The organism is Bacillus sp. FAU20, assembly GCF_056033865.1.
On sequence record NZ_JBVYHY010000026.1, the window covers coordinates 727,367 to 753,154 of the forward strand.

Sequence of the window (25,788 nt, forward strand, 5' to 3'; positions counted from 1 at the left end):
AATGACCTTCTCACAAGTGATTAAAAAAGTGTATAAACAAGGAGAGGAAAATGCATATGATGTTTTACGAAATTGTTTGCTTTTCTTGTAAGAATATATTTCGTGTTTACGAAGGTAGTGAAAAATATAAGCGATTTAAAGAGAAACCAAAAGGGGCATATTGTTGTGATGAGTGTAGCCACAAAATTCAATTAGAAGCGATAAAGAATTTTTTTAGGTAATTAAACTAAAATTCCGGAAATCATAACTTAATTTTTATTTTAGAAGATTTTTTAAGAATAATGTCTAAATATAGAATGTAAATAAAGATGAAGTATACACAAAACAATTCGTTTAATCGATAAGTATATATTATGAAAATTGAGTTATAAAAAAAACGGCAAGCTAGAATTCGCTTGCCGTTTTTTTATAGTTTTGTATGTATTTGTATACCTTTTGCTTTTTCTTTTTCGTTCTTTACGCGTACAATTAAATTATAAGATCCAGATTTTGGTGCTTCAAAAGAAAGTAAACCTTCTTTTTGAGAAGTGACTTCTTCTTCGTAAATGACCTTATCGTCTTTAGTGATTTGTAATAAAATTGTACCCTCTTCAACGGTTGCATCAAAAGGGAATTGTACATTTCCTTGTTCAGTTTTGATCGTTTGTACATCGTAATACCCTTTCAGGGAGCCAATGTTTAAAGTTGTTTCGCCGTTTTTTTGAACCTTGGTGACTTTTACTGCTGTATTACCACATGCGCTTAATAATACAACAAGAGTTAGAATGAGAAATAAACGTAGTAATTTCATAGTGATCCCCTTTTTATCATTATAAAATTTTTCCAATGCGTAAATTAGTTTATCATTTTTTTATAAACAAATATATATATTAAAACTAAAAGTTGTTATTTAGTGATAATCTCTTATATACCATTTGGTTTCTATTAGTCTAAGAAACTTCAGTACATGTTGAATATTCAATTAATAAAATGTTATAGGAGTTAAATATTTTATCTTACTATTAGATTACTTGAATAAAAAGAAAACACCGAAAGTATATATAAAAGCAGGTACTTTCAGTGTTTTCTTTTTTACTATCGTGAATACATTTTCGGACATTCATCACCACTTGGTTCATAAAAACAATGGCTTTTAAACTGTCCTACAAATGGCTGGTTATACCATTCAGGTGAACAAGCTCCAACTGGACGGAAATACCAAAGTGCCCATCGTGCGGGCCAGCGCCATTCACCTTGCAAAACTTTTCGTGCGATTTCTTTTTCTGATTCACGAGCGCGTTGGTAAAAATACCCGTATTGTACTGCTTCGAATCCGCCGGGGCTTTGATATACAGCGTCGCGTACGGTACGGAGTTGTTTGAAATCTAAGCAATCACAAAATACACGGTTTACTACAACGCATCCAACTAACTCCTCACCTTGGCGACCTTCGCCTTCAGCTTCAGCACGAATTAAACGAGCTAGTAAATCAACATCACTTTCGTTGTATGGAATAAGGGGCATAGCAATACCACCTTTCTGTTATAGTAAAGATTGTATGTTATAAAACAATCTGCGTGCTTTTTTACATAAAAATAATATTAACTTTAAGAGGAGCTTGTATAAAAAAAGCTAATTAGTAATAGTAGATAAATATAAAAGGGAGAGGTATTATGTATCGAATTCATAAAGACCATATCATTTACTCAATGTCACCAGATAATCAGCCTTGTATCGAAGTAGAAATAGGGAGTCGTCTTGTATTTGAAACATATGATTGCTTTGAAAATCAAATTGATTCTGAAGATGTTGCGTTTCAAGAATTAGATTGGAACCGAATTAATCCAGCGACTGGTCCAGTATTTATTAATGGTGCAGAACCTGGTGATATATTAGTCGTAACGATTGAAAAAATTAAAATTGCAGAGCAGGGCGTTTTAACTACAGGTGCAAACCTTGGTGTAATGGGGGATGAGTTAAATGAAAATACAGTGAAAATTGTCCCAATACATAACGAACATGTTTTGTTTTCAAGTGAACTACAAATCCCGATTAATCCAATGATTGGTGTTATTGGTACTGCGCCGAAAGAAGAGAGCATTTCATGTGGCACCCCGCATGATCATGGTGGAAATATGGATTGTAAAGAGATAAAAGAAGGGACGACATTGCTATTACCTGTAAATGTTCCTGGTGCTCTATTAGCATTAGGCGATTTACACGCAGCGATGGGGGATGGTGAAATTGGTGTTAGTGGTGTAGAGGTTGCTGGTGAGGTAACTGTAACAGTTCAAATTATAAAAGAAAAGAAATGGCCGTTACCAATGGCTATTCAAAAAGAAAAAATGATGACGATTGCTTCAGAGAAATTGTTAGATGATGCAGCAAATCGTGCTGTACGTAATATGGTGACATTTTTACATGAAGAATTAGCAATGTCTAAAGCTGATGCAACTCTTTTATTATCGGCAGCAGGTAATTTAAAAGTTTGCCAAGTTGTGGATCCGCTGAAAACAGCGCGTATGGAACTAGGAATGGATTATGTGGAGAAACTAGGATTTACTTTTAGTAAATTTCATATTAAATAGATAAGGGACGAAAAAGGATACTTTTGTATAAAAGCATCCTTTTTTAATTTACTGATTTTGTGAAAAGAGGTAGTATTTATTTTATATAAGTATATTTGAGATTGTGCATTAAAAAGGAGTTCAATAATGGTCAAAATTATGATTGTAGAAGACGATATGAAAATTGCAGAACTATTATCGACACATGTTGCGAAATATGGTTATCAAGGAGTTATTGTATCGGACTTTCAAAATGTATTAAACATTTTTTTAGAAGAACAACCAGAGTTAGTTTTATTAGATATTAATTTACCGAGTTTTGATGGGTACTTTTGGTGTCGTCAAATTCGGGGAGTTTCAACATGTCCGATACTATTCATTTCGGCCCGTGAAGGCACGATGGATCAAGTTATGGCGTTAGAAAACGGTGGCGATGATTTTATTCCGAAGCCTTTTCATTATGAAGTTGTAGTGGCGAAAATTCGTAGTCATTTAAGACGTGCATATGGAGATTATGCACCGAAATTAGAAGAACGAATGATTGAACAACAAGGTCTTTGTTTATATCCCGAAAGACTTGTATTGAAACTTAGAAATGACGAGATTGATATAACGAGAAACGAAGCCATTTTATTAGAGACATTAATGAAAAATTATCCGCGTGTTGTGAGTAGAGAAGTGTTACTTAATAAATTATGGGATAGTGAATCTTATGTTGATGATAATACATTAAGTGTAAATACAACACGTGTGCGTAAAAAGTTACAAATGTTGCATATAGAAGGTGCGATTGAAACAATTCGTAGTGTTGGATATAGATTTCATATTACTTGGGATAATGGTATAGAAAAATGATAAGGTTGTTTATACGTGATCATATACCACTTATTTGCTTTACCATAATTCAACTACTAGCTATATTTCTCGTATATTGGTTTGATGGGCATAATCATATTACAACGGCGTTATATGCAATGTTTCTAGGTGTTTTCTTTATGGGAAGTTATTTAATGTTTCGTTATTTTACACATCGTTCTTTTTATGAGCGCTTAGCAAACCCCATGCAATCTTTGGATGAATCTGTTCAAAAATCTGATTTTGCAGCTGTATCGGCTGCTCTTCAAGAATTACTTGAGGTGCAATATAGACATTATCAAAATCAGCTGCAAATGCAAGAGAGAAAAAATAATGACCATTTAACCTTTATGAATCAGTGGATCCATCAAATGAAAACACCTTTATCTGTAATAGAATTAATTACACAGGATGAAGTAGATTCACGTTTTGAAAGTATAAATGAGGAAACTGATCGATTAAAAAAGGGATTAGAAATGGCTCTGTATGTCGCACGTTTAGAAGCGTTTACACAAGACTTTTATGTAGAAAGGGTACAACTACATAAAATAGTGAATGATTCGGTACATGAACATAAACGATTCTTTATCCGGAATTTTGTATATCCAGAGCTTGAAATTGATAAGGATATTACTGTAGAAAGTGATGTGAAATGGTTACAATTTTTAATCGGACAAATACTATCGAATGCGATTAAGTATTCATCAGGTAGTAGAGAAAAGATTAAAGTGAAAGCTTGTAAGCAAGGTAATACAGTTGTGCTTGAAATTATCGATAATGGTGTAGGAATACCAAAGCAAGATTTACCAAGAGTCTTTAAACCTTTCTTTACAGGAGAAAATGGTAGAGATTTTAAAGAATCAACAGGGATGGGACTATATCTTGTATATGAAATTACAAAACAATTAGGTCATAGTGTAGAGATTCATTCAGAAGTTGATAAAGGTACGGCAGTACGAGTAATATTTTTTAATGTGTAAAAATTGATCAAGGCTAAAGAACTTTGGAGATAAGTTTTTTAGCCTTGTTTTGTATTTTTTTTTAAGTTTTCATATGAATAAACGATACAAATTAGTAAAAATTAAAGATACGAGCACATGAAATTGTAGAAATGAAAAATAATGGTTTTTGTAGTACAAATAATAATATTTACGCATACAGTATTATCATGGTACAATATGGTTACTAATGACGGAAAGGAATGATGGGTGGACGATGATTAACTAATCTTATTTTTAAATGTTGAAATTCAATAAATTTCAATTTCTAAAAAATAGGATTAGTCTGCCCAATTTCCATAGAACGGTATTGCTATTTATGTTACGTAATAGCTTATTTGGGTGTGAATATTTTAACGACTAATCCTGCCAAATTTATTTGGGAGGATTTTTTTATTCTCCCTTAATGAAAGGGATCGGTATTATGAAAGAACTATTAAAATTAAATGATGTTTATGTTGAAATAAAAGAAAATATGTTGTTAGAGAAAATGAATGTGACAGTAAAACAAGGGGATGTTATCGGATTAATTGGTAAAAACGGTGCTGGTAAATCAACGTTACTTCAATTAATAAATGGAAAGATTGAGCCTTCAAAAGGGATTGTTGAATGGCAGCAAATAAATATGACAACCGCATATGTTGAGCAAGAAATAGAATCTTTTATTAGTAACGATGTAATTGCAAAAGAAGCAGAACTGCTTGCGAAATGGGGCGTGCCAACGAACGATTTTCATACTTTAAGTGGTGGTGAAAAGCTGAAAATTCGATTAGCAAAAGGATTTGCTGAAAATCCTAATGTCTTAATATTAGACGAACCGACAAATCATTTAGATGAGATCAGTACGGGATTTCTCATTAAACAAATAAAAAACATGAAAGGTACAGTTATTGTTGTATCGCATGATCGATATTTTTTAGATGTTGTCGCAACAAAAATATGGTCAATTGAGGACAAAAAATTAATTGAGCATAGTGGTAATTATACGAGCTACATGAAAGCACGTGAGCAAAGAAGGAAGTCGCAGCAGCGTGAATATGAAAAGCAGCAAAAAAAGATAGAACAAGTAGAAACACATATAAAAGAATTGAGTTCATGGTCACAAAAGGCACACGCGCAGTCTACAAAACAAGAAGGTGTGAAAGAATTCTATCGTGTAAAAGCGAAGCGAATGGATGCACAAGTGAAGTCAAAACGAAAACGACTCGAAAAAGAGCTGGAGAAAACGAAAGTAGAACGTGTGAAAGAAGAGTATTCAGTTGAGTTTTCTATTCAAGCGAACAAAAAAGTAGGAAAACGCTTTTTAGAAGTAAAGCAATTAAAAAAAGACTTTCATGGGAAAGTATTATTTGAAAACGTTAATTTTACAATTCAGCACGGTGAGAAAGTTGCGATTGTTGGACCAAACGGTAGTGGGAAAACAACATTACTGAAGATGATTATGGGAACGGAAACTGCTGAAGGAGAAATATGGATTTCACCTTCAGCAAACATCGGCTATTTAACACAAGAAGTTTTTGATTTACCCCTTGATAAAACACCAGAAAATTTATTTTTTAAAGAGACGTTTGAAGAAAGAGGAAAAGTCCAAAATTTAATGAAACATTTAGGATTCCAAGCGTCTCAATGGAAAGAGCCGATTGAGCATATGAGTATGGGAGAAAGAGTAAAGTGTAAGCTAATGGCTTATATTTTAGATGAAAAAGATGTACTCATTTTAGACGAACCGACGAATCACTTGGATCTACCTTCACGTGAACAACTTGAAAATACATTAGCTGAGTATAAAGGAACATTAGTAATTGTATCTCACGATCGATATTTTCTGGAGAAAACAACTAACACAAAACTCGTGTTTTCAAACAATACGATACAAAAGCAGCTAGAAGAACCTACTAAAACAAGAGATGATATTGAAGAGCTACGTTTAACGTTAGAAACAGAGAGACAAGAAGTATTAGGAAAATTAAGCTTTTTAACTTCTAAAGACAAAGAATATAAAGCACTGGATGAACGGTTTATTGAACTTACGAAGCAGATTAAGGAGCTATAACGTAAGTAAGGGGGATTAACATGGGAGAAGAGAGATTCACTAAGTTATTTAAAATAGATTGTAGAGATATATACTTGCAAGAGTTTACTGTCAAAGATGCAGAGAGTATTTATAAAATAGCAAATCAACCGGAAATAGCAAAATTTTTACCAGACTGGAAATCAACGAAAGAACAAAGGGTGGATTGGATTGCAGATTATGAAATACCAGCAAACAAAGCATTTCTTGATGCAGTGAAAACTACGAATAACATAGATAATCATATGTTAAAGCTAGGAATATTTAAGAAAGCTACAAATCAACTCATTGGATGGTGCTGCACAGGTATGAAAGAAGAACTTGCTTCACCAAACAGAGAGATAATGTATGCTATCTCAAATGAATATCAAAATCATGGCCATGCTACAAAAGCGACTAATGGTTTAATTGATTATTTGTTTAAAGAAACAAATTTAAATGTCCTTAACGCAATTGCTTTAATTAACAATGTAGCATCAAATAAAGTTATTGAAAAATGCGGGTTTATTTATAAGAGCCAACAGAGGATAGAAAATCAAATATATAATCATTATATATTGAGAAAATCTGAGTGGATAAAAATATAACGTTTGGTAGTAAAAGACCGATAGCAATCGGTCTTTTCTCATTTATATAATAAAGATTTATTATACATTATATTTCCTACTACTATACAATTATTATAAGATAGTTATGCGTTAATTTTAGTTTGAAATAATTATGTTGTCAGTTTTTTTAGAAATCTTACAAGCGTGTAAGGTAAATGAAAGATGAATCAATATGAGCTGTAAGATAATTCATTTACACTTTATAGTGAGTAGTGGAAATGAAGGGAGAATATACATGGAAATTTTACAGGCTAAAAGTATTAGTAAAGTATATAAAGGGAAAGTACCTTATAAAGCATTAGTAGATATTGATTTATCAATTCAAGAAGGTGAATTTGTAGGAATTATGGGTCCATCAGGTAGTGGGAAAACAACGTTATTAAATATGGTATCTACTATTGATTCTCCATCATCGGGAGAAATATTTATTAATGGCACAAATCCTTTTCAATTATCATCAGAAGAATTAGCGTTATTCCGCAGAAAACAATTAGGATTTGTTTTTCAATCATTTAATCTTCTTAGCACACTTACTGTAAAAGAAAACATCGTATTGCCGATGACTTTAGATGGTGTTTCCGTGCAAGAAATGAACAAGCGATTGGAAGAGATTGCAGAGAAGTTAAATATTACAGATATATTGAATAAAAGAACGTTTGAAATATCAGGGGGACAAGCTCAAAGAACAGCAATCGCTCGTGCGATCGTTCATAAGCCGCAATTATTACTTGCAGATGAACCAACAGGGAACTTGGACTCTAAATCTTCAAATGATGTAATGGAGATGCTTGATACTCTAAATAAAGAAGAAAAAGCAACGATGATGTTAGTTACACATGATCCGTATGCAGCGAGCTTTTGCAGCCGAGTAATCTTTATTAAAGATGGTCAACTATATAACGAAATTTATTGTGGTGAAAGTAGGCAAACTTTTTATCAAAAGATTATGGATGTCCTTTCTTTGTTAGGAGGGAAAAGGCATGACTTTTCGTCAGTTCGCATTTAATAATATTTTTCGTAATAAGCGTACATATGCTGCCCATTTTTTAAGTAGTGCATTTTCTATTATGATTTTCTTTACGTATGCTCTTTTATTATTTCATCCTGATTTACAAGGTGAGTTGAAATCGACAAGTGCAACAATAAGTGCATTTGGTACATTGGGATTTTTAGTTTCGCAAGGATTGATTTTTGTATTTTCATTTTTCTTCATTTTATATTCAGTTAGTTCGTTTTTAAAAACGCGTAAGAAAGAATTTGGCGTTTTATTGATGCAAGGTATGTCAATGAGACAGCTTAAGAAATTATTATTAATTGAAAATATGTTGATTGGACTTGGTTCAATTTGTATAGGGATTTTCATTGGACTCATATTTTCTAAACTAGTCTTATTGATAAGTGCAAGTGTATTAATGATTAATAATGGTTTACCTTTTTATATACCAGTGCGGGCTGTATTATTAACAGTTATCACATTTCTTTTCTTGTTTTTAATTGTTTCATTATTTACATTTAAAATGATAAAAGTAACGGAACTTGTGGAACTTATTCGAGCAGAGGAAAAGCCAAAAGCTGAACCGAAATCTTCAGTTTTATTATCGCTACTTTCTTTAATTAGTATAGGGTATGGATATTTTTCAGTATTTCGCTTCATACCAAGTACCAATTTTATTACGCTTGGAATAGGTGTGCTCCTAGTAATTATAGGAACGTACTTTTTATATACACAGTGTAGCGTGTATATATTGCGCCTTGCTAAAAGGAGGGACTCTTTCTTTTTAAAGAGAACAAATATATTAACATTTTCTGAATTAATTTACCGTATGAAAGATAATGCAACGATGTTTTTTATAGTATCTATTGTTTCAGCAGTTGCATTTACAGCAATTGGTACAACAGCCGCAATTGGAAATAGGGATTTGGTAAGGATGACAAATCCCTATACATTTTTGTATGGAAGTCTTGAAAATGACAAAGTATTGAATAAAAATCTTTCTATTATAAAAAAGCACCTTTCTGATGCTAATATTCCGTATCGAATGGCTTCATCTTCATATATATACACAGAAAATGGCGTAAATGTAATGAAGTTAAGTGAATACAACGATCTTGCTAAAGCACTAGGTTATCAACAAGAAACAATTGAAAAAGAAGATGAAATTTTATTAATTCCTGGAGTCGTATCACAAAAACAAGAATTTAAAAATGGCGAGTATAAAAAGAATATAGAAGTCATTCAAGGTGACTGGACAAAGACATTTCATGTGAAAAAAGCTGTAGAAAATTTAGTTTTACCACACGATTCTAGAACTATTTATATCGCTGTTCAAGATCAGGTATATGATGGAATGCCTCTTACTAGTGACCCAGTTAATAAAGAAATTCCATATCGTACTTACGGATTTGTTGTAGATGATTGGATAAAAACGAAAGAGATTTCCAATCAATTAAAGAGTATATTCGATAAAGATCTTAGGGACAGAGATTTCTACTTTGAAGCTTTAACATTAAACTTGTTGGAAGCAAAGCAAAAGAATGGTTTATTACTTATGGTAAGTATTTTAGTCGGAATCGTCTTCTTTACATTCGCTGCTAGTTTTATTTATTTCCGATTATATACAGATTTGGATCGCGATCAGCAGCAATATAAAATGATTTCGAAAATGGGATTAAGTAAAGGTGAGTTAAAAAAAGTTGTAACGAGACAGTTATTATTAATGTTCTTTTTACCAATTGTCGTTGCAGTGATTCATACTGTAGTCGCTTATATAGCATTACAGCAATTAGTCGATTTTTCTATCATAAATAGCTCTATCGTTATTTTAATTTCATTTATATGTATACAAGTTTTATATTTCTTTATAACCCGTTGGCGTTATCTGCAAAAGCTTTATAAGGTTATGGAGCAATAGAATTTATTAGCTTGTAAGACTACAATAAAGTATGTAGAAAAATGAACTGTATGATGAAAGGAAACGAGATGAAAAGAATTTTAACTATTTTTATGTTAACGATACTACTATTAATAAGTTTTAGTGCATGTTCTAAAAAGGAGAATCCATTTCCTGCAAACGGTGTATTAATTATTGGAGATGAAAATAATATTTCACCAATTATTAATCGTTATCAGGAAATTACGAAAGAAAATGAAGTATTTTCTGTGAAAAAAGGGGAAGTTGGAAATGGAAATGTCTTAATTTTAAATGAATCTACAGCACAAGCATTGATTAAAGAAAAACTTTTTCGAAAACAAGATAATGGCTCCAATTATATTATAGATACGTTACCGAAATTCCCAAAAGAAGGAGCACTATTATTTACAAGTGAAGCCGATATGACTATGAAAAGTATTAAAATAGGAGGGGAAGAGATTCCTGTTACATACAATAGTGATGCTTGGATAGGCAACAATCGTAAATATTCAACGGAATGGTATATGATTATAGCAAAAAATAGTGTGTATAAAGAAATAAAGGCAAATGAAATGAAAATGCATCTTCTTCATTTGAAAAAATCTCTAGGTGACGAAAAACCTAAAATGTCAACAGATAATACATTGATTAATGAAAATGTCAAAGTAAAAAAGTTAATTAAAGGTTTGGAAGGAGAAGTATCTTTTCAATTCGTAACGATTGGCGAAAAACCTTAAAAAAGAGTTCGAAGTTGATAAAAATTTCATCAGTTTCGAACTCTTTTTAGTTTATAGACAAATCAATTATTATGCTTTACATTACTTCATTTAATCGAGTCTCGTTTGTTCCCTCAATCGCATTTGAATTTTGAACTGAATTATTTTGGGCTTCTTTTTCTGTACGAGCCTTTTGTAGCATTTCAAGGATGATCCATAAAGGAACACCTTTATCCTTTAACATCTTCCATAAATCTAATTCATTAAATTTATGCTCAGGCTGTTTCATTTCTTTTTCAGATGAACGAATATCAAACTTGATAGGATCATTTACTTTCTTACTTTCAAGTTTACTAGAAGAGATAATATTATGCTCAAGAGTAGATGGAGTTATTTTAGTAGGTTGAGATAATGTATGAATATTTGATCCAATTTGCATGCTTTTTCCTCCTTTTCAAGCAATGAGATTAGTTTTCTTATGATTTTTAAATCTTTTTAACATGAGGAAACTATATCTAATTATAAATCCTAATAAATAGATTTACAAGTTATATTGTAAAAAGTAAATATTTACTTGAATTAATATTTATCAACATTTGTATATGTTTTCTATATATACAACGTATATAAAATACTTTACATTATGTTTAAGTTGTTAAATTATTCTGTTAATTTTTTAAAAAGAAAAATGTAAACGTTTTATTAGGGGGGAGAAAATATGGGGAAGTTATTTTTAAAAATATGTTTTTTTGCATTAGTGACCGTATGTTCATTCGCAGCGAAAATATCATACGCTGAAGAGAGGCAGCAAAATAATTATCCTATCATATTGGTGAATGGATTTGCTGGATGGGGTAGAGAAGAAATGCTTGGCGTAAAATATTGGGGTGGTGTTTATGATATACAGGAAGATTTGAAACGAAATGGTTATACGGTACATACCGCAGCTGTTGGACCTGTTTCTAGTAACTGGGATCGTGCATGTGAATTGTATGCACAAATTAGCGGTGGGACAGTAGACTATGGTGCAGTACATGCTGAGAAACATGGACATAATCGTTTTGGCAGAACTTATAGTGGTTTTGCGCCGAATTGGAGTGAAACAAATAAAGTTCATTTAGTTGGACATAGCATGGGTGGACAAACGATTAGAACATTAGTACAGCTATTAAAAGAAGGTAGTTTTGAAGAAAAGAATTATGTGAAAAATCATCCAGACACCAAAATATCACCACTATTTGAAGGCGGAAAATCATATGTTCATAGTGTTACAACATTAGCAACCCCTCACAACGGTACAACACTTGCGGATGGTAGTCTTCTACTGCCGTTTGTTAAAGATTTACTCATTACAGCTGCAAGCTTTGGGGGAAACAATAATTTATCATTATATGATTTTAAATTGGATCAATGGGGTATAAAGAAGAATGCTGGAGAGTCCTTTTTCCAATATAGTAATCGTATTCTAAATAGTTCACTTTGGAAAAATACAAAAGATATAAGTCAATGGGATTTAAGTACAGATGGTGCAAAGAAGTTAAATAATTGGGTAAAGACGCAACCAGATGTGTATTATTTATCCTATAGTGGACATGCATCACAAGCAGCACCTATAACAGGTTTACATTTGCCTCATATAACGATGAATAAAGTGTTAATGGGAAATGCATTTTTCTTAGGTTCTTATGCGAGATATGAAGAAAACCGTCCGCTAGTTGATACTTCTTGGTGGCAAAATGATGGTGTAGTAAATACAAATTCTATGATTGCACCATCTTCTAATGTTACTGTAAATAATAATGAGTCATTACAGATTGGAAAATGGAATCATATCGAAACGAAAGCGAATTGGGACCATCTCGACATGGTAGGGTTAAGTGTTTCAGACTCGTTAGGTTTTTCTAGCATTCAAGAGTTTTATAGAACAATTGCTGAAAAGCTATCACGTTTACCGAAATAGGTAATAATAAAGCGCTCTCGATGGAATTCGAGAGCGCTTTATATTATATTGAAAGAGGGATTTGGTAGAAAAATATGGGGGGATATTATGAAAATTCAAGTTGTATTATCAGGATACGGAACAGTAGGCAGAGAGTTTATAAAATTATTAAATGAAAAATATTCATATATATATGAAACATATGGGATTCAATTAGTTGTAAGTGGCGTATTAGGGAGAAATATTGCAATACATAATGAAGACGGCTTATCACTTCATCATTTATTAATGTATGGTGGCGGTACCGCTGCAATTGAAAAATATTTAGAGTATCATCCGAAGGAACGTGCAACAACTAGCATAAGTGGTACTGTATTGGTAGAATCAACAGTTACAAATCTTAAAGATGGAAATCCAGGGAAACAATATATGAAACAAGCGATTGAGAAACAGATGGATATAGTAGCAATTTCTAAAGGTGCGCTCGTTACAAACTGGAGAGAAATAAATGAAGCAGCAAGAGGCGCAAATGTACGAATTCGATATAGCGGTGCAACAGCCGCTGCACTACCGACACTAGATATCGGACAATTTAGTTTAGCTGGTTGTAGTATTGAAAAAATAGAAGGAATATTAAATGGAACAACTAATTATATTCTTACGAAAATGTATGAGGAAGATATGACATTTGAAGAAGCACTGAAAGAAGCACAAAATAAAGGAATTGCTGAGACAAACCCTATATTAGATATAAGTGGTTCAGATAGTGCGTGTAAATTGTTACTTTTGACAAACCGCTTAATGGAAACAGAGAAAACACTTACTGATATACATATAAAAGGAATCGAGCACGTTACAAAACAGCAAATTCGAAATGCTAAGGAACAACATAAAATTATTAAATTAATAGCATCAACATATAAGGATGAGGGTGGCAATATCAATTTAAATGTTGAACCGTGCCAAATAGAAAAAAAACATCCGTTAGCAAAAGTAAATGGAACTGAAAAAGGAATTACGTTCTTTACAGATACGATGGGACAAGTTACTACAATTGGTGGGGCTTCTAATCCAAGAGGCGCTGCAGCTGCAGCTTTAAAAGATGTAATTAACTTATATCGAAAAGATTTGTAAGACTGTACCGCCCTTTATAAAAAATACATATGTCGTGGACCTTTTGAGAATGAAATAAATATGCAAAAATGATTGCAGGGGGGAAGAAATTGTTTAAGGATTTTAAAGTTGTTAAAGATCGTCCCGTTTATATTCAATTGAAAGATTATTTGAAGAAGATGATTATGAAAGGGCATTTGCTCGGGGATCAAAAAATTCCATCAACAAGAGAACTAAGTGAATTACTAAGCGTGAGTAGAAACACTGTACTCGCTGCTTATGCAGATTTAGAGCAAGAAGGACTCATTTATGCAGTTAAAGGAAAAGGGAACTTTGTTGCGAAGGTGGATATATCTAACACTTCGTCTGTTGAAATAGATTGGAAAAATAAACTTAATACAGTGACCGCATTAGCGGATGAATTAGATTTAATGAAACATGGTGTTCGTTGGGAAAAGGGAATGATTGTTTTTAATAGTATAGCCCCGGATGAGAAGCTATTTGATGTTGAAAATTTCAAAAGAGCTTTTCTTACTCGTATGTCCATTGAAGGGGACATCGTATTGAACTACGGATATGCAAAGGGATATAGACCGTTAATGAATTATTTACTTCATTACATGGAAATGAAAGGTGTAGACATTTCAAATAAAGATATTCTAATTACAAATGGATTTACAGAAGGATTGGATATTGTACTCTCTTCTTTATCAAAAAAATCCGGTCGTGTCATTTGTGAGAATCCAACTCACCACGCTGCACTTAAGCTTTTCCGTTTACATGGACTTGAAGTTCATGGGATTGATATGCATGAGGATGGTATTGATACGAATGAAGTTGAAAAAAGTTTGCGTGAAAAAGATTTTGATTTTGCTTATTTAATTCCTTCTTATCATAATCCAACTGGTATTGTTACGAGTTCAGAGAAAAGAACGGAATTGATGAGGTTATTCTCAAAATACAACGTTCCTATTATAGAGGACGGATTTAATGAAGAACTACGTTATTCAGGTTCACATTTAGCTCCATTATTAACTTTTGCTGGAGCTGGCAATAATGTGATTTATATTAGTAGCTTTTCAAAGGTACTTTTCCCTGGTTTACGTGTAGGCTGGATTATTGCAGATAAAGAGCTGATTCATTATTTAGAAAGCGTAAAAAGAGCAAGAACGATTCACACATCTACGCTAGATCAAGCTGTTCTGTTTCAATATTTACATGAGGGATATTTTGAAAAATATTTAAAAAAGGCAAGATCTGTTTATAAGAAAAAATATGAGTTAGCTGTCGGGACATGTAACCAGTACATTCCTTTTAAAAGAATGACTGGAGATGGTGGACTTCATTTATTTATAGAGCTAGAAGAGCATATGAACGCCCGCACACTTTTACAAAAGTGTTATGAGAAAGGCGTTACGTTTTCACCTGGAGATGTTTTTTACTCTGATGGAGAAGGAGCGAACACTTTCCGATTAGGATTTTCGCGCTTGAAAGAAGAAGCAATAGTTCGGGGAATTAAAATAATTGGTGATACATTAAAAAATGAAATTTGGAGTTGAGAAAATGAAAATCGGTGTTATTATGGGCGGGGTATCGTCTGAAAAACAAGTTTCAATTATGACGGGGAATGAAATGATTGCTCATTTAGATAAAAATAAATATGAAATAGTTCCAATTACATTAAATGAAAAAATGGATTTAATTGAAAAAGCGAAAGACATTGACTTTGCGTTGCTCGCATTACACGGAAAATACGGAGAAGATGGGACAGTTCAAGGAACACTGGAGAGTTTAGGGATTCCTTATAGCGGAAGTAATATGTTATCTAGCAGTATATGTATGGATAAAAATATTTCGAAAAAGATTTTACGTTATGAAGGTGTAGAAACACCAGATTGGATTGAACTTACAAAAATGGAGGATCTAAAGCTTGATGAGTTAGATAAGTTAGGATTTCCATTAGTAGTAAAACCAAACTCTGGCGGATCGAGTGTCGGGGTGAAAATCGTTTACAATAAAAATGAATTGATCTCAATGCTAGAAACTGTATTCGAATGGGATTCTGAAGTAGTAATTGAGAAGTATATAAAAGGTGATGAAATTACATGTTCAATTCTGGATGGAAAACAGTTACCTATAGTTTCAATTCGACATGCAGCCGAGTTTTTTGACTACAATGCAAAGTATGATGATACTAGTACAGTTGAGGAAGTTATCGAACTTCCAGCAGAAATTAAGGAACGTGTAAATAAAGCGTCACTTGCTTGTTATAAAGCATTAAAATGTAGTGTTTATGCAAGAGTTGATATGATGGTGAAGGACGGAATTCCATATGTAATGGAAATTAATACATTACCAGGGATGACACAATCAAGTTTATTGCCAAAAAGTGCAGAAGCAGCGGGAATTAGTTATAGCAAACTATTAGATATGATTATTGAAACATCATTAAAAGTTAGAAAAGAAGAAGGATTTTAAGGGAATTATATAACTAATTCTTTTGACAGTTTCACGAAGTATGCTATGATGAATACATTATAAAAATAAAATATTTATCCACTAGGGGGGCCTTTTATAGGCTGAGATCAAATGTGATTTTGAGACTCTTAGTACCTGATCTGGTTAATGCCAGCGTAGGGAAGTGGGAAAGACGTTGCTATTTAATGAGTAAATAAATACTGTCAATTTCACTTTCTTTACGCCTGTAAAGAAAGTTTTTTTATTTTACAGCTTTAATAATTGTGGATAAATACTTATATTTTATACATTATTGGAGGGATTTAAATGACTTTTTCACAATCATTACGTAAAGAAGTAGATTCAATTTGGGAAGCGAGTTTTAACCATCCCTTTGTAAAAAAACTTGGTGAAGGAACGTTAGATTTAGCTAGTTTTCGCTATTATGTGCTTCAAGATTCATATTATTTGAGTCATTTTGCTAGAGTGCAAACTTTAGGAGCTGCAAAAGCTCTTGAATTAGAGACGACAGCTCGTATGGCACACCATGCTCAAAATACATATGAGGCCGAGTTATCTTTACATGAGAATTTTGCTAAAAAGCTAGGGATAACAAAAGAAGAAAAAGATAATTTTATTCCTGCGCCAACTGCATATGCGTATACTTCACATATGTATCGTGCTGCCTATGAAGGACATTTAGGAGATATCATTGCAGCAATTTTACCTTGTTATTGGTTGTATTATGAAATTGGCGAACGCTTAAAAGAGTGTCAGCCGGAAGAGCCAATTTATAACGAATGGATTTCTGCTTATGGATCTGATTGGTTCCGTACGCTAGTTGAAGAACAAATTACACGTTTAGATACTATCGCTGAAAAAGTAACAGAGGCAGACCGCAAGCGTATGAAACAGCATTTTATTATTAGCAGTCAATATGAATATTCATTTTGGGAAATGGCTTATACATTAGAAAAGTGGCCAGTGGATACAGACGTAAAAGACGTAATTGGATAAAGAATAGAAGTAATGTTATAGATAGGTATGGATCATACCTATCTATATATTTTTTCTTGTTAAATTTGCGTAAAGTTATTAGTGCTACGGATATGGCGAAATAGAATATCGATAAGTTAGCTCATTTAATTGTCTACGAATTAACTGGATAAAATTCTGTCACACTTATTTTACAATCAAAGAACGTAAAGATTGGTGGTATGAAGTTAAATAAGAAAAGAAACCGGCTCTGTTAATTGTAACGGATTTACTTTTTCTTTACGGGAATTTCTAAATCATCATGGAATGCTGTTCATACAATATGCAAATATGCATATTGTATCTTTTTGAGTTCTTTATGTGTTAAAATTAAATATAGGGATATGGAAATATAAAGAAGCAAAAGCAGGAATATCCAATGAATTTTGAGAGGTGTTATATGTTTACAAATAAGAAATTAATTCGATTTGGTTTATCTTTGTTTGTGTTTTTAGGGATAATTAATTTTACAATAAGCTATTTCCAAACATATCTTGAAACAGCAGCAGATATCAAATGGGTAATTCCAGAAATTTGGAAAACTATTTTGCTAGATGTTCCTCAAGGTATACTTGTCCTTTTAGGCGCAATTGCTTTATATGATTTCACAAAAGAGGCATCACAAAAAGACGCATCAATCTAAGTGTGTCTTTTTTGATTAGCAATTTCATAGAGAGTTTTGCTGGAGAAATAGAAAAAAAAGCCCTAATCAGGGCTTTTTTTTGTAGAAATTTCTTAACCATCATAGAAACCGGTTACTAGGAGGTGTTGGCATTTATAGTACAGAAAAATCTAAGCGGCAGACGGAAATATATAGGAAATGGCACCATAATTATTGAGAAATTAATTGAACTTAGTAAGTATAAAGATATGAAACTAGAATTTATATTTTTTAATTTTTATTTATCCCACCAATCGGGCTGTCCGTAAAAGCCCGATTGGTGAGGACTAATAAAAGTTTCACTTTATCAATTAAAAAACATTAGTTTTATATATGTACGTGCCAACAAAGAATATAGCCATTATTAATGGATATATTCAATCATTCAAGTGAAAGAGTAACAATAAGATATATAGGTGTAATCAAGATGTGATGGATAAAGCAATGACTAGATTTAAAATCTAATCATTGCTTTTTTTATGGTTTTACTATCAAATATCTGTCTAGATTAGCGATTGATTTCTTCTAGCTAATGAATTTATTACAACTTTGTAAGGTTAATGTAATGTTAATCGATAGTAAATGAAGATGCTTGAGTGTAATTTAAATAAGATTAAAAAGTACTGTTTATCTATAAAATAATTGGGTAAATAATATGTAATTAGGAAGTGTATGAATATGATTGAACTAAAATCTATTATCCATTCGTATAAACTAAAGAGAAAAATAGCTAAAGATTTATACGGAAAAAGAGATGAATTGACACTGTTATTAAATGAATTTAATAATATGAAATGTACAGTAACATCTGAAAAGAAGAAAAACAATATATTATCTCGTTTGCAACTAATTTATCAAAATATGAAATTAGATAAGCAGTACCCTCTAGCAGTTGCTTTTGATAGTAAATTATTGGAGCGGTTAGAAAAAGAATCTCTACATACTATTGAGGATGGTGTAACATGTCTACATTTAATGTTAGATATGAATTATGAGAAAATAAAACAATATGGGTCGAGTACAAGTAGGTCATTTGTTCCATTATCGCAGTCTTCTATTTGTCTTGCTGATTGTATTTGTTTAACAGGATTTGTAGTAGGTTTACTAGGAGCAATTTCATTTGGAGGATTCATGTTATCTATATGTTCAATTACATAAAGGTTAATATTTGTAAAAAGGGCACCGATTTAAGGTGTTCTTTTTTGTTTTTCTGTAAAGTTATTGTAAATGATAAGTACAATACATCACATAAAATGTATAATTTAAATGTATTGAAATACAAATATACAGAGGTGTTGTAAATGATAATTACTTTAAATTTTTAAAAGAGTTGTTTTGATAAAATTTTATTTATATAAACAGTTTTTACTTTTCTTTTAAATACTTGGTTTGAATGGATTAGATTAAGTAACTATTGTTCTAGCATTTTGATAATCAAGACAACTACAGAAAGGAAGGAATCATTTTATGAAAAAATTAAGGCTGTTAACATTTGAAAATATAGTAGAACCCCTTTTAAATGAAGAGGTATCATTTATATACTTTCCTATTGAATGGCTTGACATCGTAGAGATACATTATAAGACGTTTTTATTAACGAGTAAGTTGAAACGTTTAAATGAAAGATTGTATGATATGTTTTCCGATATATTGTTTATTCAGCATAATCCGTACGTATTAAATGAAAATACACCATGGATTGTATCGAAAGAACCTATTAAACAAGAGCAGCTCGATTATATTTTTCAAAGTTGGTATGAGATTATTCATGATTGGAAGCCAAATAGATTAGTAGAGCCACCAAAATATGAATGGCAATCCGATTTGATTTCTAATTTGCCAGTACTACATGATAATGAAACGTATTCTAAGTGGGTGCCCGCTTTAATCTCACATATTTTTTGTGAGCGCCCTATATATTTAGAAAATACAAATGAAGAAGAAATCTATTTTTCTCCTCTTAGATCACAAAATATTTGTGAGGCGATGTCAGGACCGATAAAAGATGAAAAAACAGAAGATTTTTTCTCCTATGTATATCGATTCGAATGCATAACCCGCGGTGGTGAGAACGCTCCATTATTAAATATTTCAATAGGGATTCGGAGATTTTATCAAGAATATAAGATGATAGGTCAAACAAACCTTGATATGACAACGTTTGTTTGACTTTTTTTGATAAAATGCAAACATTTTGCAAACATAGGTTATCCAAAGATACTTTTACCGAAGTTTTTAACTGCTTCTTCCTGCATATTCGGTAAAACATGAGAATAGACACTTAATGTCATTGAAATATCTGTATGACCTAATCGCTCACAGATGATTTTAGGGTTAACTCCTTGTTTCAATAGTAGAGTTGCGTGTGTATGTCTTAAATCATGGAATTTAATTTCTTTTATACCTACTTTGTGTGTCATCCTAATGAAACATTTTCTGAAATGTGCTCTTTTTATTATTCTTCCAAACTCATTACAATTTATTAAATCTTGATCTAGATAAGAAGAACCAAACCTTAATTTCTCTTTATTGATTAAAATTTTATGTTTTTTTAAGGCTGCTATTGTTTCATTAGGTACAGGAATTGTACGTTTTGATGAATTTGTTTTTGCAGTTTTTTTGATTTTATTGTCATGACCGGATGTTTGATTTATTGTAACAGTATGTTTTTCAAAATCAATATCCTGCCATCGTAACCCTAGAACTTCTCCCAGACGCATACCTGTAGTTATTGCAAGTAGATACCCAATATGATATCGTGATTCTTGTGAATGAGCTAAAAACTTTTTTACTTCTTCCTCTGTCCAAGTCTGGATAGGGGTTTTTTCTTTTTTAGGTATCTCAGCAAAATCTGCTGGATTTCGAGAAATAATATTTTGTTTTACGGCTAGGTTTAAAGCGCTCTTTAAAATTCTATGCATAAGCAGAATAGAATTGTTTGCAATCCCTTTATCTATCGCAGTCTTATAACATTTTTGAATGTGTATAACATTTAATTTATGGAGCGCAACCATTCCTATACTAGGTATAACATGTTGGTTGATAAATGCCTTATAGCCAGCAAAGGTACTCTTTTCTATGCTCATACTTTTAATTTCTAGCCAATGATTTAGATAATCTTTTAACGTGACTTTAGATGGTTCTATAAAAGTTCCTTCATTCAACTCTGTAATCTTCTTTGCCACATCGGCCTGTGCTTCTTTTTTTGTCTTATATCCAGAAAACCACTTCTGTCTTCTTTTTCCTGTCTCTGGGTCAGGACCGATATCAATAACGATGCAATATTTATTTCCTCTTTTTCGAATATGTCCTTTCACTTAAAACACTCCTTCATTTTGTTTTGAATCATGTTGTATAAGTCTAGTTGTAATTTTGCTGCTATGAAAATTACATGTTTGGACATATCAGCGATGGGTATATTTTACCATATAAAAATAAATTCAGTTATAGTGCAGGGTTTCATTTGTTGTTAAACAATAGTGAAATGTCTACTCTGGTTATTAAATGCAATATTGCATATTTTTTTAGGGGGTCTAAAAAACAAGGAGTATATTAATATTTTTAACTTTCTCAAGTATTTTCAGAATATGAGAGAATAGATGTTTGGATTATTTGTGATAGAATATTCTTAATAATATAATTTGACGGAACAAAAAAGACCCATAGCGTGTGTAATTGTGCTGGGAACACTTTTACACCGTTTGCCCTAATTGTAGTAGGGAAAACATTTGCCATGAGCCTTTCAGTTACGACTATGCGTAACATATACGGCTAGTATAACACAACTTTTAGATGTAATTCATCATTAAGGTGCGTTTTCATGATAGGGAAGTGTGTCTTGTTCCAATAAGGGGGACAAAACATGTGGAAAGCTCTAAATCAAATTGAAAAAGAGTTATGTGCAGCTGGAATAAGGAAAAATAAACTAGCAAATTATTGGGGAGTTAAGCCAAGTACTGTTACAAAAGTTTTTAAAGGTAACACAGACATGAGTTTTGGCTTCCTTTCTAAGACAGTCATCCTATTAAACAAAGGCATACAGGTTCAAGAAAATTTATTAACAGATTATATATATATAACGAAACCAAAATCAGAAAACTTACGTGAGGCAATGGAGGATTTAGCTTTAAGGGGAAAGTTTAATCTATTAATTAATATTATAAATAGTGAATCACAATCAAAGATAGCAGAAAATAGAGAATTTGCTAATGTGTATCGAATTATATATAGACGATATATAGGTGAGATCGATGCTACACAGTACCATAAGGCATTAAGCCTCGAAAGTAAATCAATAAGAACCTCAGAGATGGAAGTGTTAATTGAAATTTTATTATGTCAGGCGCAATATCAATCGGGTAATTTTACTTCTTTAAATGAGCGATTAAAATCTCTTGAAATAAAAATAAATAAAATAAGTAATAGGTACATTCGAGAATGTTATAAATTACGATATAAAGAAGCCATTGCCGTTACTTCATTGCAGGGTGGTGAAGTCATTGAAGCAAGGAATGTTAGCATGGAACTATTAGATGATCTTGAATGGGATAACTTTTTTTCTTTTCCAAAAGTAAATGCATATTTAAAGTTAGGTGAATCGTATATTTTTTCATCGAATGAATATGAGAAGGCAAAATATTATTTGGAAAAGACTCTTGAAGTGATAGGGGATAGTAAGATTAATGGAATTGAGAGAAAAAGAAAAATGGTGCAACATACATTATCATTTCTAAAGATTCATCATGATAAAGAAATTAGTAGCTCAGATGTTGTTCATTCAGGTGAACTAGCATATTTAAGGATTAAACAAGGTAAGAGGATTGAAGCGAGAAGACTATTGAATCAATTAAAAGAGAAGAATGGAAGGTTAACAGACATACAGACTACATATTTAGGTTTAACATATGAAGGTACTAAAAAAGAAGAGTTAATGAAACGTTCTCTTTTGATGTGTCAAAAATCTGGGAATATATTTTATTCGAATTTACCAAAAATACACTTGGGTTTAATTTGAATAATTGGTATAATTGTCTTCGGAAAGAGGTGAAATAATGAAGAAAATAATTACAATCATTCCTGCGCTATTAATAGCTGCTACATTATTCATTAACACTGATTCTGTAAAAGAAAAACCTAGTACAAATGATTCAAAACCTACAATTCAACACATGATGGTTGACCCTGGTGGCGGCTGGTAAAATACATAATAAAGGTTTATATATATTACAAATGACATCGTCTTAATTGGCGATGTCATTTGTAGTTTTAGGAGAAATTTCTTTTTTTGCTGAAAGAAGAAAAAAGAAATTATTGTAAAAAAAATACAAAAACACAAAGAGGGAGATCGAAGAAGATGAAGAGCAAAGAAGGGGAAGTTAATCTAATTAAACAAGCTTTATTACTTTTGCAAGAAGAGGATAATCCAAAAGAGAAATTATTTTCTATTTGTTTGAGTGAATCCAAAAAAGAAAAAGTTATGTAAAAAAGACTATCTAACTTTTTGGATAGTCTTTTTACACTACATATTTCCTTTAGATTTTTCGTAGTTCACAAACATCTCTAATTGCTCTAATGCTTTTTTTCGTTGTTCTTCAGGTAATTCATTAATGATCTGAAGAATTTCGTGTGCTTCTTTTGTTAACTGTAAGTCTTCGCCCGCTGTTAAATCTGGTGAATCAGATAAACCTAACAAATAATCTGTTGTTACTTTTAAATAATTTGCTATCTTCTGAAGTGTACGTGTACCGGGTGCTTTTTTTCCCTCGACATAATTATAAACAGAAACATGACTAACACCAATTGCATCAGCTAACTGTTGTTGGGTGATGCTCTTCTTTTCAATTAATGATTTCAATCTCTCATGACTAAACATAATAAAAAACACCCCAAGTTTATTTTATATGAAATTATTTTTTCTTAATTACTATTATGGTGTCACACTGTCATTATATATTAACTATCAGTTAAGTGGAAAGGTAATTTTTTTGAAAAAAATTTTGGGAAACACTTGAACTTAACTTTAGGTTAAGTTATTATGTAATTAACAACAAAAACGGAAGAGAGGAGTTGTTTATGAAAACTCTAAAGCAGCTACGTGTAGAACAGGGATATACATGTAGGGAAGTAGCTGAAGCCGTGGGTATTACTGAAGTTTATTATTGGTATATAGAAAACGGGAAGCGTCGACCTTATTATGATTTAATTGTGAAAATCGCTGAGTTTTTTAAAGTGAAGTTAGATGCAATTAAAATTTTTTGCCCATAACTTAACCTTAAGTTAAGTTATGTTTGGTTAAGTAAATTAGAAAGGAGCAAAACAAAATGGGATTAGATCAAATCATTAAAGAGTCAATCCGCGAAGTTGTTCGCGAAGAAATTCAAGCAGCTTTAGCTTCATTCCAACAACAATCACAACCAAACAAGGTAATGAGGGTGAAAGAAGCAGCTGCTTACCTCAATATAGCAGTTTGTAGAATGTATGAATTAGCAAATCACCCACATTTTCCAGTGATTAGAGAAGGACGTAAATTACTTTTCTTGCAAAAGGATTTAGAAGCTTGGCTTGAAGCACAAAAGGAGGTGATCTAGTGGAAGATACAACATCATTAGCTATATTAGCGATATTAATTGCATGTGGTTCATGTTTATTTTACATAACTTATGAGCCGATAAAGCAATGGGCTTGGAGTGATGTGAAGCAAAGTAAAAAGACCCATGGCAGTGGGTCCTTTTCAAAAAATAAGTTGTTATAAGTATACCACGGAAAGTAGGGAAATAGCACATTGGTTTTATGAAAAGGAGTGAAAGCTATGAACAACAAGGTATTACAAATAGGGCAAATAAATTTTTGTGGCAATGTTATAGATCATGGATGGTTTAAAACACTTACATTAGATAATGGTAAACCTAATATTGTTGCAATTACTATCTTAGGAGAAATTGTTTATTGGTATAAACCTACTGAAGTAAGAAGTGAAGAATCTAGTCAAGTTCAATATAAACAAAAGTTTAAGGCAGACACGCTTCAAAAGAGTTATCAACAATTAGCGGATTCATTTGGATTTACAAAAAGACAAGTAAAAGAAGCATGTGACTTTCTGAAAGAACGTGGACTTATAAAAATTGAATTTAGGACGATTCTTGTTAACAGAACTAGGTGTAATAACGTTATGTATGTTGAACCTGTACCTGAAATGATTCAGAAAATATCTATTATGTATTGGGGAAATGGTAACCCTCCTACACTGAAAAGTAATAGCCCTATTACTTTAGAAAGCAGGAGAGTCTTACATTCTAAAGCAATACCCTCCTACGATAAAACGAAAGAGTCTCTTACACTAGAACGTAAGACAAATACAGAGATTACTACAAATATTACTACAGAGATTACTACAAATATAAATGATGATGATGCTACTTCATCTCAGAAATTAATTGATCAAGAATTTAAAACTAGTTACAACTTTTTACTTGAAAATGGGATTCCGTTAAGTGAAATTGCAATTCAAGAATTAGGTGAGTTTTGCGATAGATTCGGTAATGAATTAGTTATTCACGCTGTTAATAAAGCAATTGATGAAAATGTACCAAAGTGGAGATATATTCGCAGTATTTTAATTAGTTGGGAAAAGGAAAAAGTAAAAACATTAAATGATGTTGCTGCTTTAGATACTCGATTTGAAATGAGTAAGAAAAACAACAAACATACTGGTAAAGGTTATTCCAAACGAACGGAAGTTGTACCGGATTGGTTACGCAAACAAGAAGAACAAGAGCCAATACAGCAGCCACAGCAAGCTTCAAACGAGGATCTCGAGGATAATAAGAAACGTTTGGATGAGATTCTAAATAAATATAAAAATACTAAAGGGGAGTAAG

At 32.0% G+C, this 25,788-nt stretch carries 29 protein-coding genes, 1 pseudogene and 1 riboswitch; of the genes and pseudogenes, 25 read left to right on the forward strand and 5 right to left on the reverse strand.

Going from position 1 to position 25,788, the window contains the following annotated elements; all coding sequences use genetic code 11:
* The first annotated feature begins 50 nt into the window (after positions 1-50).
* Positions 51-221 (forward strand): DUF2197 domain-containing protein, encoded by a 171-nt coding sequence (locus tag AC0OM3_RS25515; RefSeq protein WP_000551042.1) that lies wholly within the window; start codon positions 51-53, stop codon positions 219-221.
* A 185-nt stretch (positions 222-406) separates the two neighbouring features.
* On the opposite strand, the gene AC0OM3_RS25520 is transcribed toward AC0OM3_RS25515, so the two are convergent.
* Positions 407-790, reverse strand: coding sequence for a BA_1872 family lipoprotein (locus tag AC0OM3_RS25520; protein WP_000771814.1), 384 nt, complete (start codon positions 788-790; stop codon positions 407-409).
* A gap of 284 nt (positions 791-1,074) precedes the next feature.
* Positions 1,075-1,503: a cell wall hydrolase gene (locus tag AC0OM3_RS25525; protein ID WP_001128399.1), complete on the reverse strand. Its 429-nt coding sequence runs from the start codon at positions 1,501-1,503 to the stop codon at positions 1,075-1,077.
* A gap of 149 nt (positions 1,504-1,652) precedes the next feature.
* Here AC0OM3_RS25525 and AC0OM3_RS25530 point away from each other — a divergent pair, with 149 nt between their 5' ends.
* The 8 genes from AC0OM3_RS25530 to AC0OM3_RS25565 all read left to right on the forward strand — a co-directional run bounded on the left by AC0OM3_RS25530 (position 1,653) and on the right by AC0OM3_RS25565 (position 10,727).
* A complete protein-coding gene (locus AC0OM3_RS25530) occupies positions 1,653-2,567 on the forward strand; it encodes an acetamidase/formamidase family protein (RefSeq protein ID WP_131250842.1) in 915 nt (304 codons plus the stop codon).
* 126 nt (positions 2,568-2,693) lie between these two features.
* Positions 2,694-3,401 carry a response regulator transcription factor gene (locus AC0OM3_RS25535; RefSeq protein WP_131250844.1) on the forward strand — a complete coding sequence of 236 codons (708 nt, stop codon included), beginning with the start codon at positions 2,694-2,696 and terminating at the stop codon, positions 3,399-3,401.
* The gene (locus AC0OM3_RS25540) at positions 3,398-4,381 is read left to right on the forward strand and encodes a sensor histidine kinase (protein ID WP_163051746.1); all 984 of its coding nucleotides are present in this window, start codon (positions 3,398-3,400) and stop codon (positions 4,379-4,381) included. Before AC0OM3_RS25535 ends, AC0OM3_RS25540 begins: the two co-directional genes overlap by 4 nt.
* 442 nt (positions 4,382-4,823) lie before the next feature.
* Positions 4,824-6,452, forward strand: coding sequence for a ribosomal protection-like ABC-F family protein (gene abc-f, locus AC0OM3_RS25545; protein WP_474213197.1), 1,629 nt, complete (start codon positions 4,824-4,826; stop codon positions 6,450-6,452).
* A 20-nt stretch (positions 6,453-6,472) separates the two neighbouring features.
* Positions 6,473-7,057: a GNAT family N-acetyltransferase gene (locus AC0OM3_RS25550; RefSeq protein ID WP_474213198.1), complete on the forward strand. Its 585-nt coding sequence runs from the start codon at positions 6,473-6,475 to the stop codon at positions 7,055-7,057.
* A 256-nt stretch (positions 7,058-7,313) separates the two neighbouring features.
* Positions 7,314-8,084 (forward strand): ABC transporter ATP-binding protein, encoded by a 771-nt coding sequence (locus tag AC0OM3_RS25555; RefSeq protein ID WP_000404440.1) that lies wholly within the window; start codon positions 7,314-7,316, stop codon positions 8,082-8,084.
* Positions 8,059-9,990 carry an ABC transporter permease gene (locus tag AC0OM3_RS25560; protein WP_474213199.1) on the forward strand — a complete coding sequence of 644 codons (1,932 nt, stop codon included), beginning with the start codon at positions 8,059-8,061 and terminating at the stop codon, positions 9,988-9,990. Before AC0OM3_RS25555 ends, AC0OM3_RS25560 begins: the two co-directional genes overlap by 26 nt.
* 50 nt (positions 9,991-10,040) lie before the next feature.
* Positions 10,041-10,727, forward strand: coding sequence for a lipoprotein BA_5634 family protein (locus AC0OM3_RS25565; RefSeq protein WP_474213200.1), 687 nt, complete (start codon positions 10,041-10,043; stop codon positions 10,725-10,727).
* Between the two features lie 76 nt (positions 10,728-10,803).
* On the opposite strand, the gene AC0OM3_RS25570 is transcribed toward AC0OM3_RS25565, so the two are convergent.
* Positions 10,804-11,145: a DUF3914 domain-containing protein gene (locus AC0OM3_RS25570; protein ID WP_474213201.1), complete on the reverse strand. Its 342-nt coding sequence runs from the start codon at positions 11,143-11,145 to the stop codon at positions 10,804-10,806.
* Positions 11,146-11,424: 279 nt separating this feature from the next.
* On the opposite strand from AC0OM3_RS25570, the gene AC0OM3_RS25575 reads away from it, so the two are divergent.
* From AC0OM3_RS25575 to AC0OM3_RS25615, 9 genes and pseudogenes are all read left to right on the forward strand, one after another.
* Positions 11,425-12,666: an esterase/lipase family protein gene (locus tag AC0OM3_RS25575; protein WP_474213202.1), complete on the forward strand. Its 1,242-nt coding sequence runs from the start codon at positions 11,425-11,427 to the stop codon at positions 12,664-12,666.
* Between the two features lie 87 nt (positions 12,667-12,753).
* Positions 12,754-13,779, forward strand: coding sequence for a homoserine dehydrogenase (locus tag AC0OM3_RS25580; protein ID WP_474213203.1), 1,026 nt, complete (start codon positions 12,754-12,756; stop codon positions 13,777-13,779).
* Between the two features lie 89 nt (positions 13,780-13,868).
* A complete protein-coding gene (pdxR, locus tag AC0OM3_RS25585) occupies positions 13,869-15,317 on the forward strand; it encodes a MocR-like pyridoxine biosynthesis transcription factor PdxR (protein ID WP_474213204.1) in 1,449 nt (482 codons plus the stop codon).
* 4 nt (positions 15,318-15,321) lie between these two features.
* On the forward strand, positions 15,322-16,236 hold the full coding sequence (locus AC0OM3_RS25590; protein WP_474213220.1) for a D-alanine--D-alanine ligase: 915 nt from the start codon (positions 15,322-15,324) through the stop codon (positions 16,234-16,236).
* A gap of 73 nt (positions 16,237-16,309) precedes the next feature.
* A riboswitch (TPP riboswitch) is annotated at positions 16,310-16,415 on the forward strand.
* Between the two features lie 127 nt (positions 16,416-16,542).
* Positions 16,543-17,232: a thiaminase II gene (tenA, locus tag AC0OM3_RS25595; protein ID WP_000144509.1), complete on the forward strand. Its 690-nt coding sequence runs from the start codon at positions 16,543-16,545 to the stop codon at positions 17,230-17,232.
* Between the two features lie 397 nt (positions 17,233-17,629).
* Complete coding sequence (locus AC0OM3_RS25600) at positions 17,630-17,893, forward strand: DUF3937 domain-containing protein (RefSeq protein WP_002082716.1); 264 nt, start codon at positions 17,630-17,632, stop codon at positions 17,891-17,893.
* 351 nt (positions 17,894-18,244) lie between these two features.
* A pseudogene (locus tag AC0OM3_RS25605) lies at positions 18,245-18,376 on the forward strand (site-specific integrase); the annotation flags it as partial.
* 207 nt (positions 18,377-18,583) lie between these two features.
* Positions 18,584-19,069, forward strand: a complete 486-nt coding sequence (locus AC0OM3_RS25610; protein WP_002164034.1) for a hypothetical protein — start codon at positions 18,584-18,586, stop codon at positions 19,067-19,069.
* A gap of 309 nt (positions 19,070-19,378) precedes the next feature.
* Positions 19,379-20,080, forward strand: a complete 702-nt coding sequence (locus AC0OM3_RS25615) for a pPIWI_RE module domain-containing protein (RefSeq protein ID WP_046946260.1) — start codon at positions 19,379-19,381, stop codon at positions 20,078-20,080.
* Positions 20,081-20,118: 38 nt separating this feature from the next.
* Here the strand turns inward: AC0OM3_RS25615 and AC0OM3_RS25620 are convergent, their stop codons facing one another.
* Positions 20,119-21,228 carry a site-specific integrase gene (locus AC0OM3_RS25620; RefSeq protein WP_474213205.1) on the reverse strand — a complete coding sequence of 370 codons (1,110 nt, stop codon included), beginning with the start codon at positions 21,226-21,228 and terminating at the stop codon, positions 20,119-20,121.
* 545 nt (positions 21,229-21,773) lie between these two features.
* Between AC0OM3_RS25620 and AC0OM3_RS25625 the strand changes: the two genes are divergently transcribed.
* From AC0OM3_RS25625 to AC0OM3_RS25635, 3 genes are all read left to right on the forward strand, one after another.
* A complete protein-coding gene (locus tag AC0OM3_RS25625; protein WP_474213206.1) occupies positions 21,774-22,925 on the forward strand; it encodes an AimR family lysis-lysogeny pheromone receptor in 1,152 nt (383 codons plus the stop codon).
* Between the two features lie 37 nt (positions 22,926-22,962).
* A complete protein-coding gene (locus AC0OM3_RS25630; RefSeq protein WP_474213207.1) occupies positions 22,963-23,109 on the forward strand; it encodes a complement C1q protein in 147 nt (48 codons plus the stop codon).
* Positions 23,110-23,264: 155 nt separating this feature from the next.
* Positions 23,265-23,393 carry a hypothetical protein gene (locus AC0OM3_RS25635; RefSeq protein ID WP_000836783.1) on the forward strand — a complete coding sequence of 43 codons (129 nt, stop codon included), beginning with the start codon at positions 23,265-23,267 and terminating at the stop codon, positions 23,391-23,393.
* Positions 23,394-23,429: 36 nt separating this feature from the next.
* Here AC0OM3_RS25635 and AC0OM3_RS25640 read toward each other — a convergent pair whose 3' ends face one another.
* Entirely contained in the window at positions 23,430-23,783 is a 354-nt protein-coding gene (locus tag AC0OM3_RS25640; protein WP_097961632.1) for a helix-turn-helix domain-containing protein, read from the reverse strand.
* Between the two features lie 200 nt (positions 23,784-23,983).
* Between AC0OM3_RS25640 and AC0OM3_RS25645 the strand changes: the two genes are divergently transcribed.
* From AC0OM3_RS25645 to AC0OM3_RS25660, 4 genes are read left to right on the forward strand one after another with little or no spacing between them, the layout of a single operon-like run.
* Positions 23,984-24,175: a helix-turn-helix domain-containing protein gene (locus AC0OM3_RS25645; protein ID WP_000854271.1), complete on the forward strand. Its 192-nt coding sequence runs from the start codon at positions 23,984-23,986 to the stop codon at positions 24,173-24,175.
* A 56-nt stretch (positions 24,176-24,231) separates the two neighbouring features.
* Positions 24,232-24,498, forward strand: a complete 267-nt coding sequence (locus tag AC0OM3_RS25650) for a helix-turn-helix domain-containing protein (RefSeq protein WP_000522030.1) — start codon at positions 24,232-24,234, stop codon at positions 24,496-24,498.
* A complete protein-coding gene (locus tag AC0OM3_RS25655) occupies positions 24,498-24,662 on the forward strand; it encodes a hypothetical protein (RefSeq protein WP_086398373.1) in 165 nt (54 codons plus the stop codon). Before AC0OM3_RS25650 ends, AC0OM3_RS25655 begins: the two co-directional genes overlap by 1 nt.
* Before the next feature lie 57 nt (positions 24,663-24,719).
* Complete coding sequence (locus AC0OM3_RS25660; protein WP_474213208.1) at positions 24,720-25,787, forward strand: DnaD domain-containing protein; 1,068 nt, start codon at positions 24,720-24,722, stop codon at positions 25,785-25,787.
* Position 25,788 lies beyond the last annotated feature (1 nt).

Excerpts from the sequence above, each read along its gene's own strand:
- AC0OM3_RS25515 (WP_000551042.1), top strand. The coding sequence starts at position 51 with ATGCATATGATGTTTTACGAAATTGTTTGCTTTTCTTGTAAGAATATA.
- AC0OM3_RS25520 (WP_000771814.1), bottom strand. The coding sequence starts at position 790 with ATGAAATTACTACGTTTATTTCTCATTCTAACTCTTGTTGTATTATTA.
- AC0OM3_RS25525 (WP_001128399.1), bottom strand. The coding sequence starts at position 1,503 with ATGCCCCTTATTCCATACAACGAAAGTGATGTTGATTTACTAGCTCGT.
- AC0OM3_RS25530 (WP_131250842.1), top strand. The coding sequence starts at position 1,653 with ATGTATCGAATTCATAAAGACCATATCATTTACTCAATGTCACCAGAT.
- AC0OM3_RS25535 (WP_131250844.1), top strand. The coding sequence starts at position 2,694 with ATGGTCAAAATTATGATTGTAGAAGACGATATGAAAATTGCAGAACTA.
- AC0OM3_RS25540 (WP_163051746.1), top strand. The coding sequence starts at position 3,398 with ATGATAAGGTTGTTTATACGTGATCATATACCACTTATTTGCTTTACC.
- abc-f (WP_474213197.1), top strand. The coding sequence starts at position 4,824 with ATGAAAGAACTATTAAAATTAAATGATGTTTATGTTGAAATAAAAGAA.
- AC0OM3_RS25550 (WP_474213198.1), top strand. The coding sequence starts at position 6,473 with ATGGGAGAAGAGAGATTCACTAAGTTATTTAAAATAGATTGTAGAGAT.
- AC0OM3_RS25555 (WP_000404440.1), top strand. The coding sequence starts at position 7,314 with ATGGAAATTTTACAGGCTAAAAGTATTAGTAAAGTATATAAAGGGAAA.
- AC0OM3_RS25560 (WP_474213199.1), top strand. The coding sequence starts at position 8,059 with ATGACTTTTCGTCAGTTCGCATTTAATAATATTTTTCGTAATAAGCGT.
- AC0OM3_RS25565 (WP_474213200.1), top strand. The coding sequence starts at position 10,041 with ATGATGAAAGGAAACGAGATGAAAAGAATTTTAACTATTTTTATGTTA.
- AC0OM3_RS25570 (WP_474213201.1), bottom strand. The coding sequence starts at position 11,145 with ATGCAAATTGGATCAAATATTCATACATTATCTCAACCTACTAAAATA.
- AC0OM3_RS25575 (WP_474213202.1), top strand. The coding sequence starts at position 11,425 with ATGGGGAAGTTATTTTTAAAAATATGTTTTTTTGCATTAGTGACCGTA.
- AC0OM3_RS25580 (WP_474213203.1), top strand. The coding sequence starts at position 12,754 with ATGAAAATTCAAGTTGTATTATCAGGATACGGAACAGTAGGCAGAGAG.
- AC0OM3_RS25590 (WP_474213220.1), top strand. The coding sequence starts at position 15,322 with ATGAAAATCGGTGTTATTATGGGCGGGGTATCGTCTGAAAAACAAGTT.
- tenA (WP_000144509.1), top strand. The coding sequence starts at position 16,543 with ATGACTTTTTCACAATCATTACGTAAAGAAGTAGATTCAATTTGGGAA.
- AC0OM3_RS25600 (WP_002082716.1), top strand. The coding sequence starts at position 17,630 with ATGAATTTTGAGAGGTGTTATATGTTTACAAATAAGAAATTAATTCGA.
- AC0OM3_RS25610 (WP_002164034.1), top strand. The coding sequence starts at position 18,584 with ATGAATATGATTGAACTAAAATCTATTATCCATTCGTATAAACTAAAG.
- AC0OM3_RS25615 (WP_046946260.1), top strand. The coding sequence starts at position 19,379 with ATGAAAAAATTAAGGCTGTTAACATTTGAAAATATAGTAGAACCCCTT.
- AC0OM3_RS25625 (WP_474213206.1), top strand. The coding sequence starts at position 21,774 with ATGTGGAAAGCTCTAAATCAAATTGAAAAAGAGTTATGTGCAGCTGGA.
- AC0OM3_RS25630 (WP_474213207.1), top strand. The coding sequence starts at position 22,963 with ATGAAGAAAATAATTACAATCATTCCTGCGCTATTAATAGCTGCTACA.
- AC0OM3_RS25635 (WP_000836783.1), top strand. The coding sequence starts at position 23,265 with ATGAAGAGCAAAGAAGGGGAAGTTAATCTAATTAAACAAGCTTTATTA.
- AC0OM3_RS25640 (WP_097961632.1), bottom strand. The coding sequence starts at position 23,783 with ATGTTTAGTCATGAGAGATTGAAATCATTAATTGAAAAGAAGAGCATC.
- AC0OM3_RS25645 (WP_000854271.1), top strand. The coding sequence starts at position 23,984 with ATGAAAACTCTAAAGCAGCTACGTGTAGAACAGGGATATACATGTAGG.
- AC0OM3_RS25650 (WP_000522030.1), top strand. The coding sequence starts at position 24,232 with ATGGGATTAGATCAAATCATTAAAGAGTCAATCCGCGAAGTTGTTCGC.
- AC0OM3_RS25660 (WP_474213208.1), top strand. The coding sequence starts at position 24,720 with ATGAACAACAAGGTATTACAAATAGGGCAAATAAATTTTTGTGGCAAT.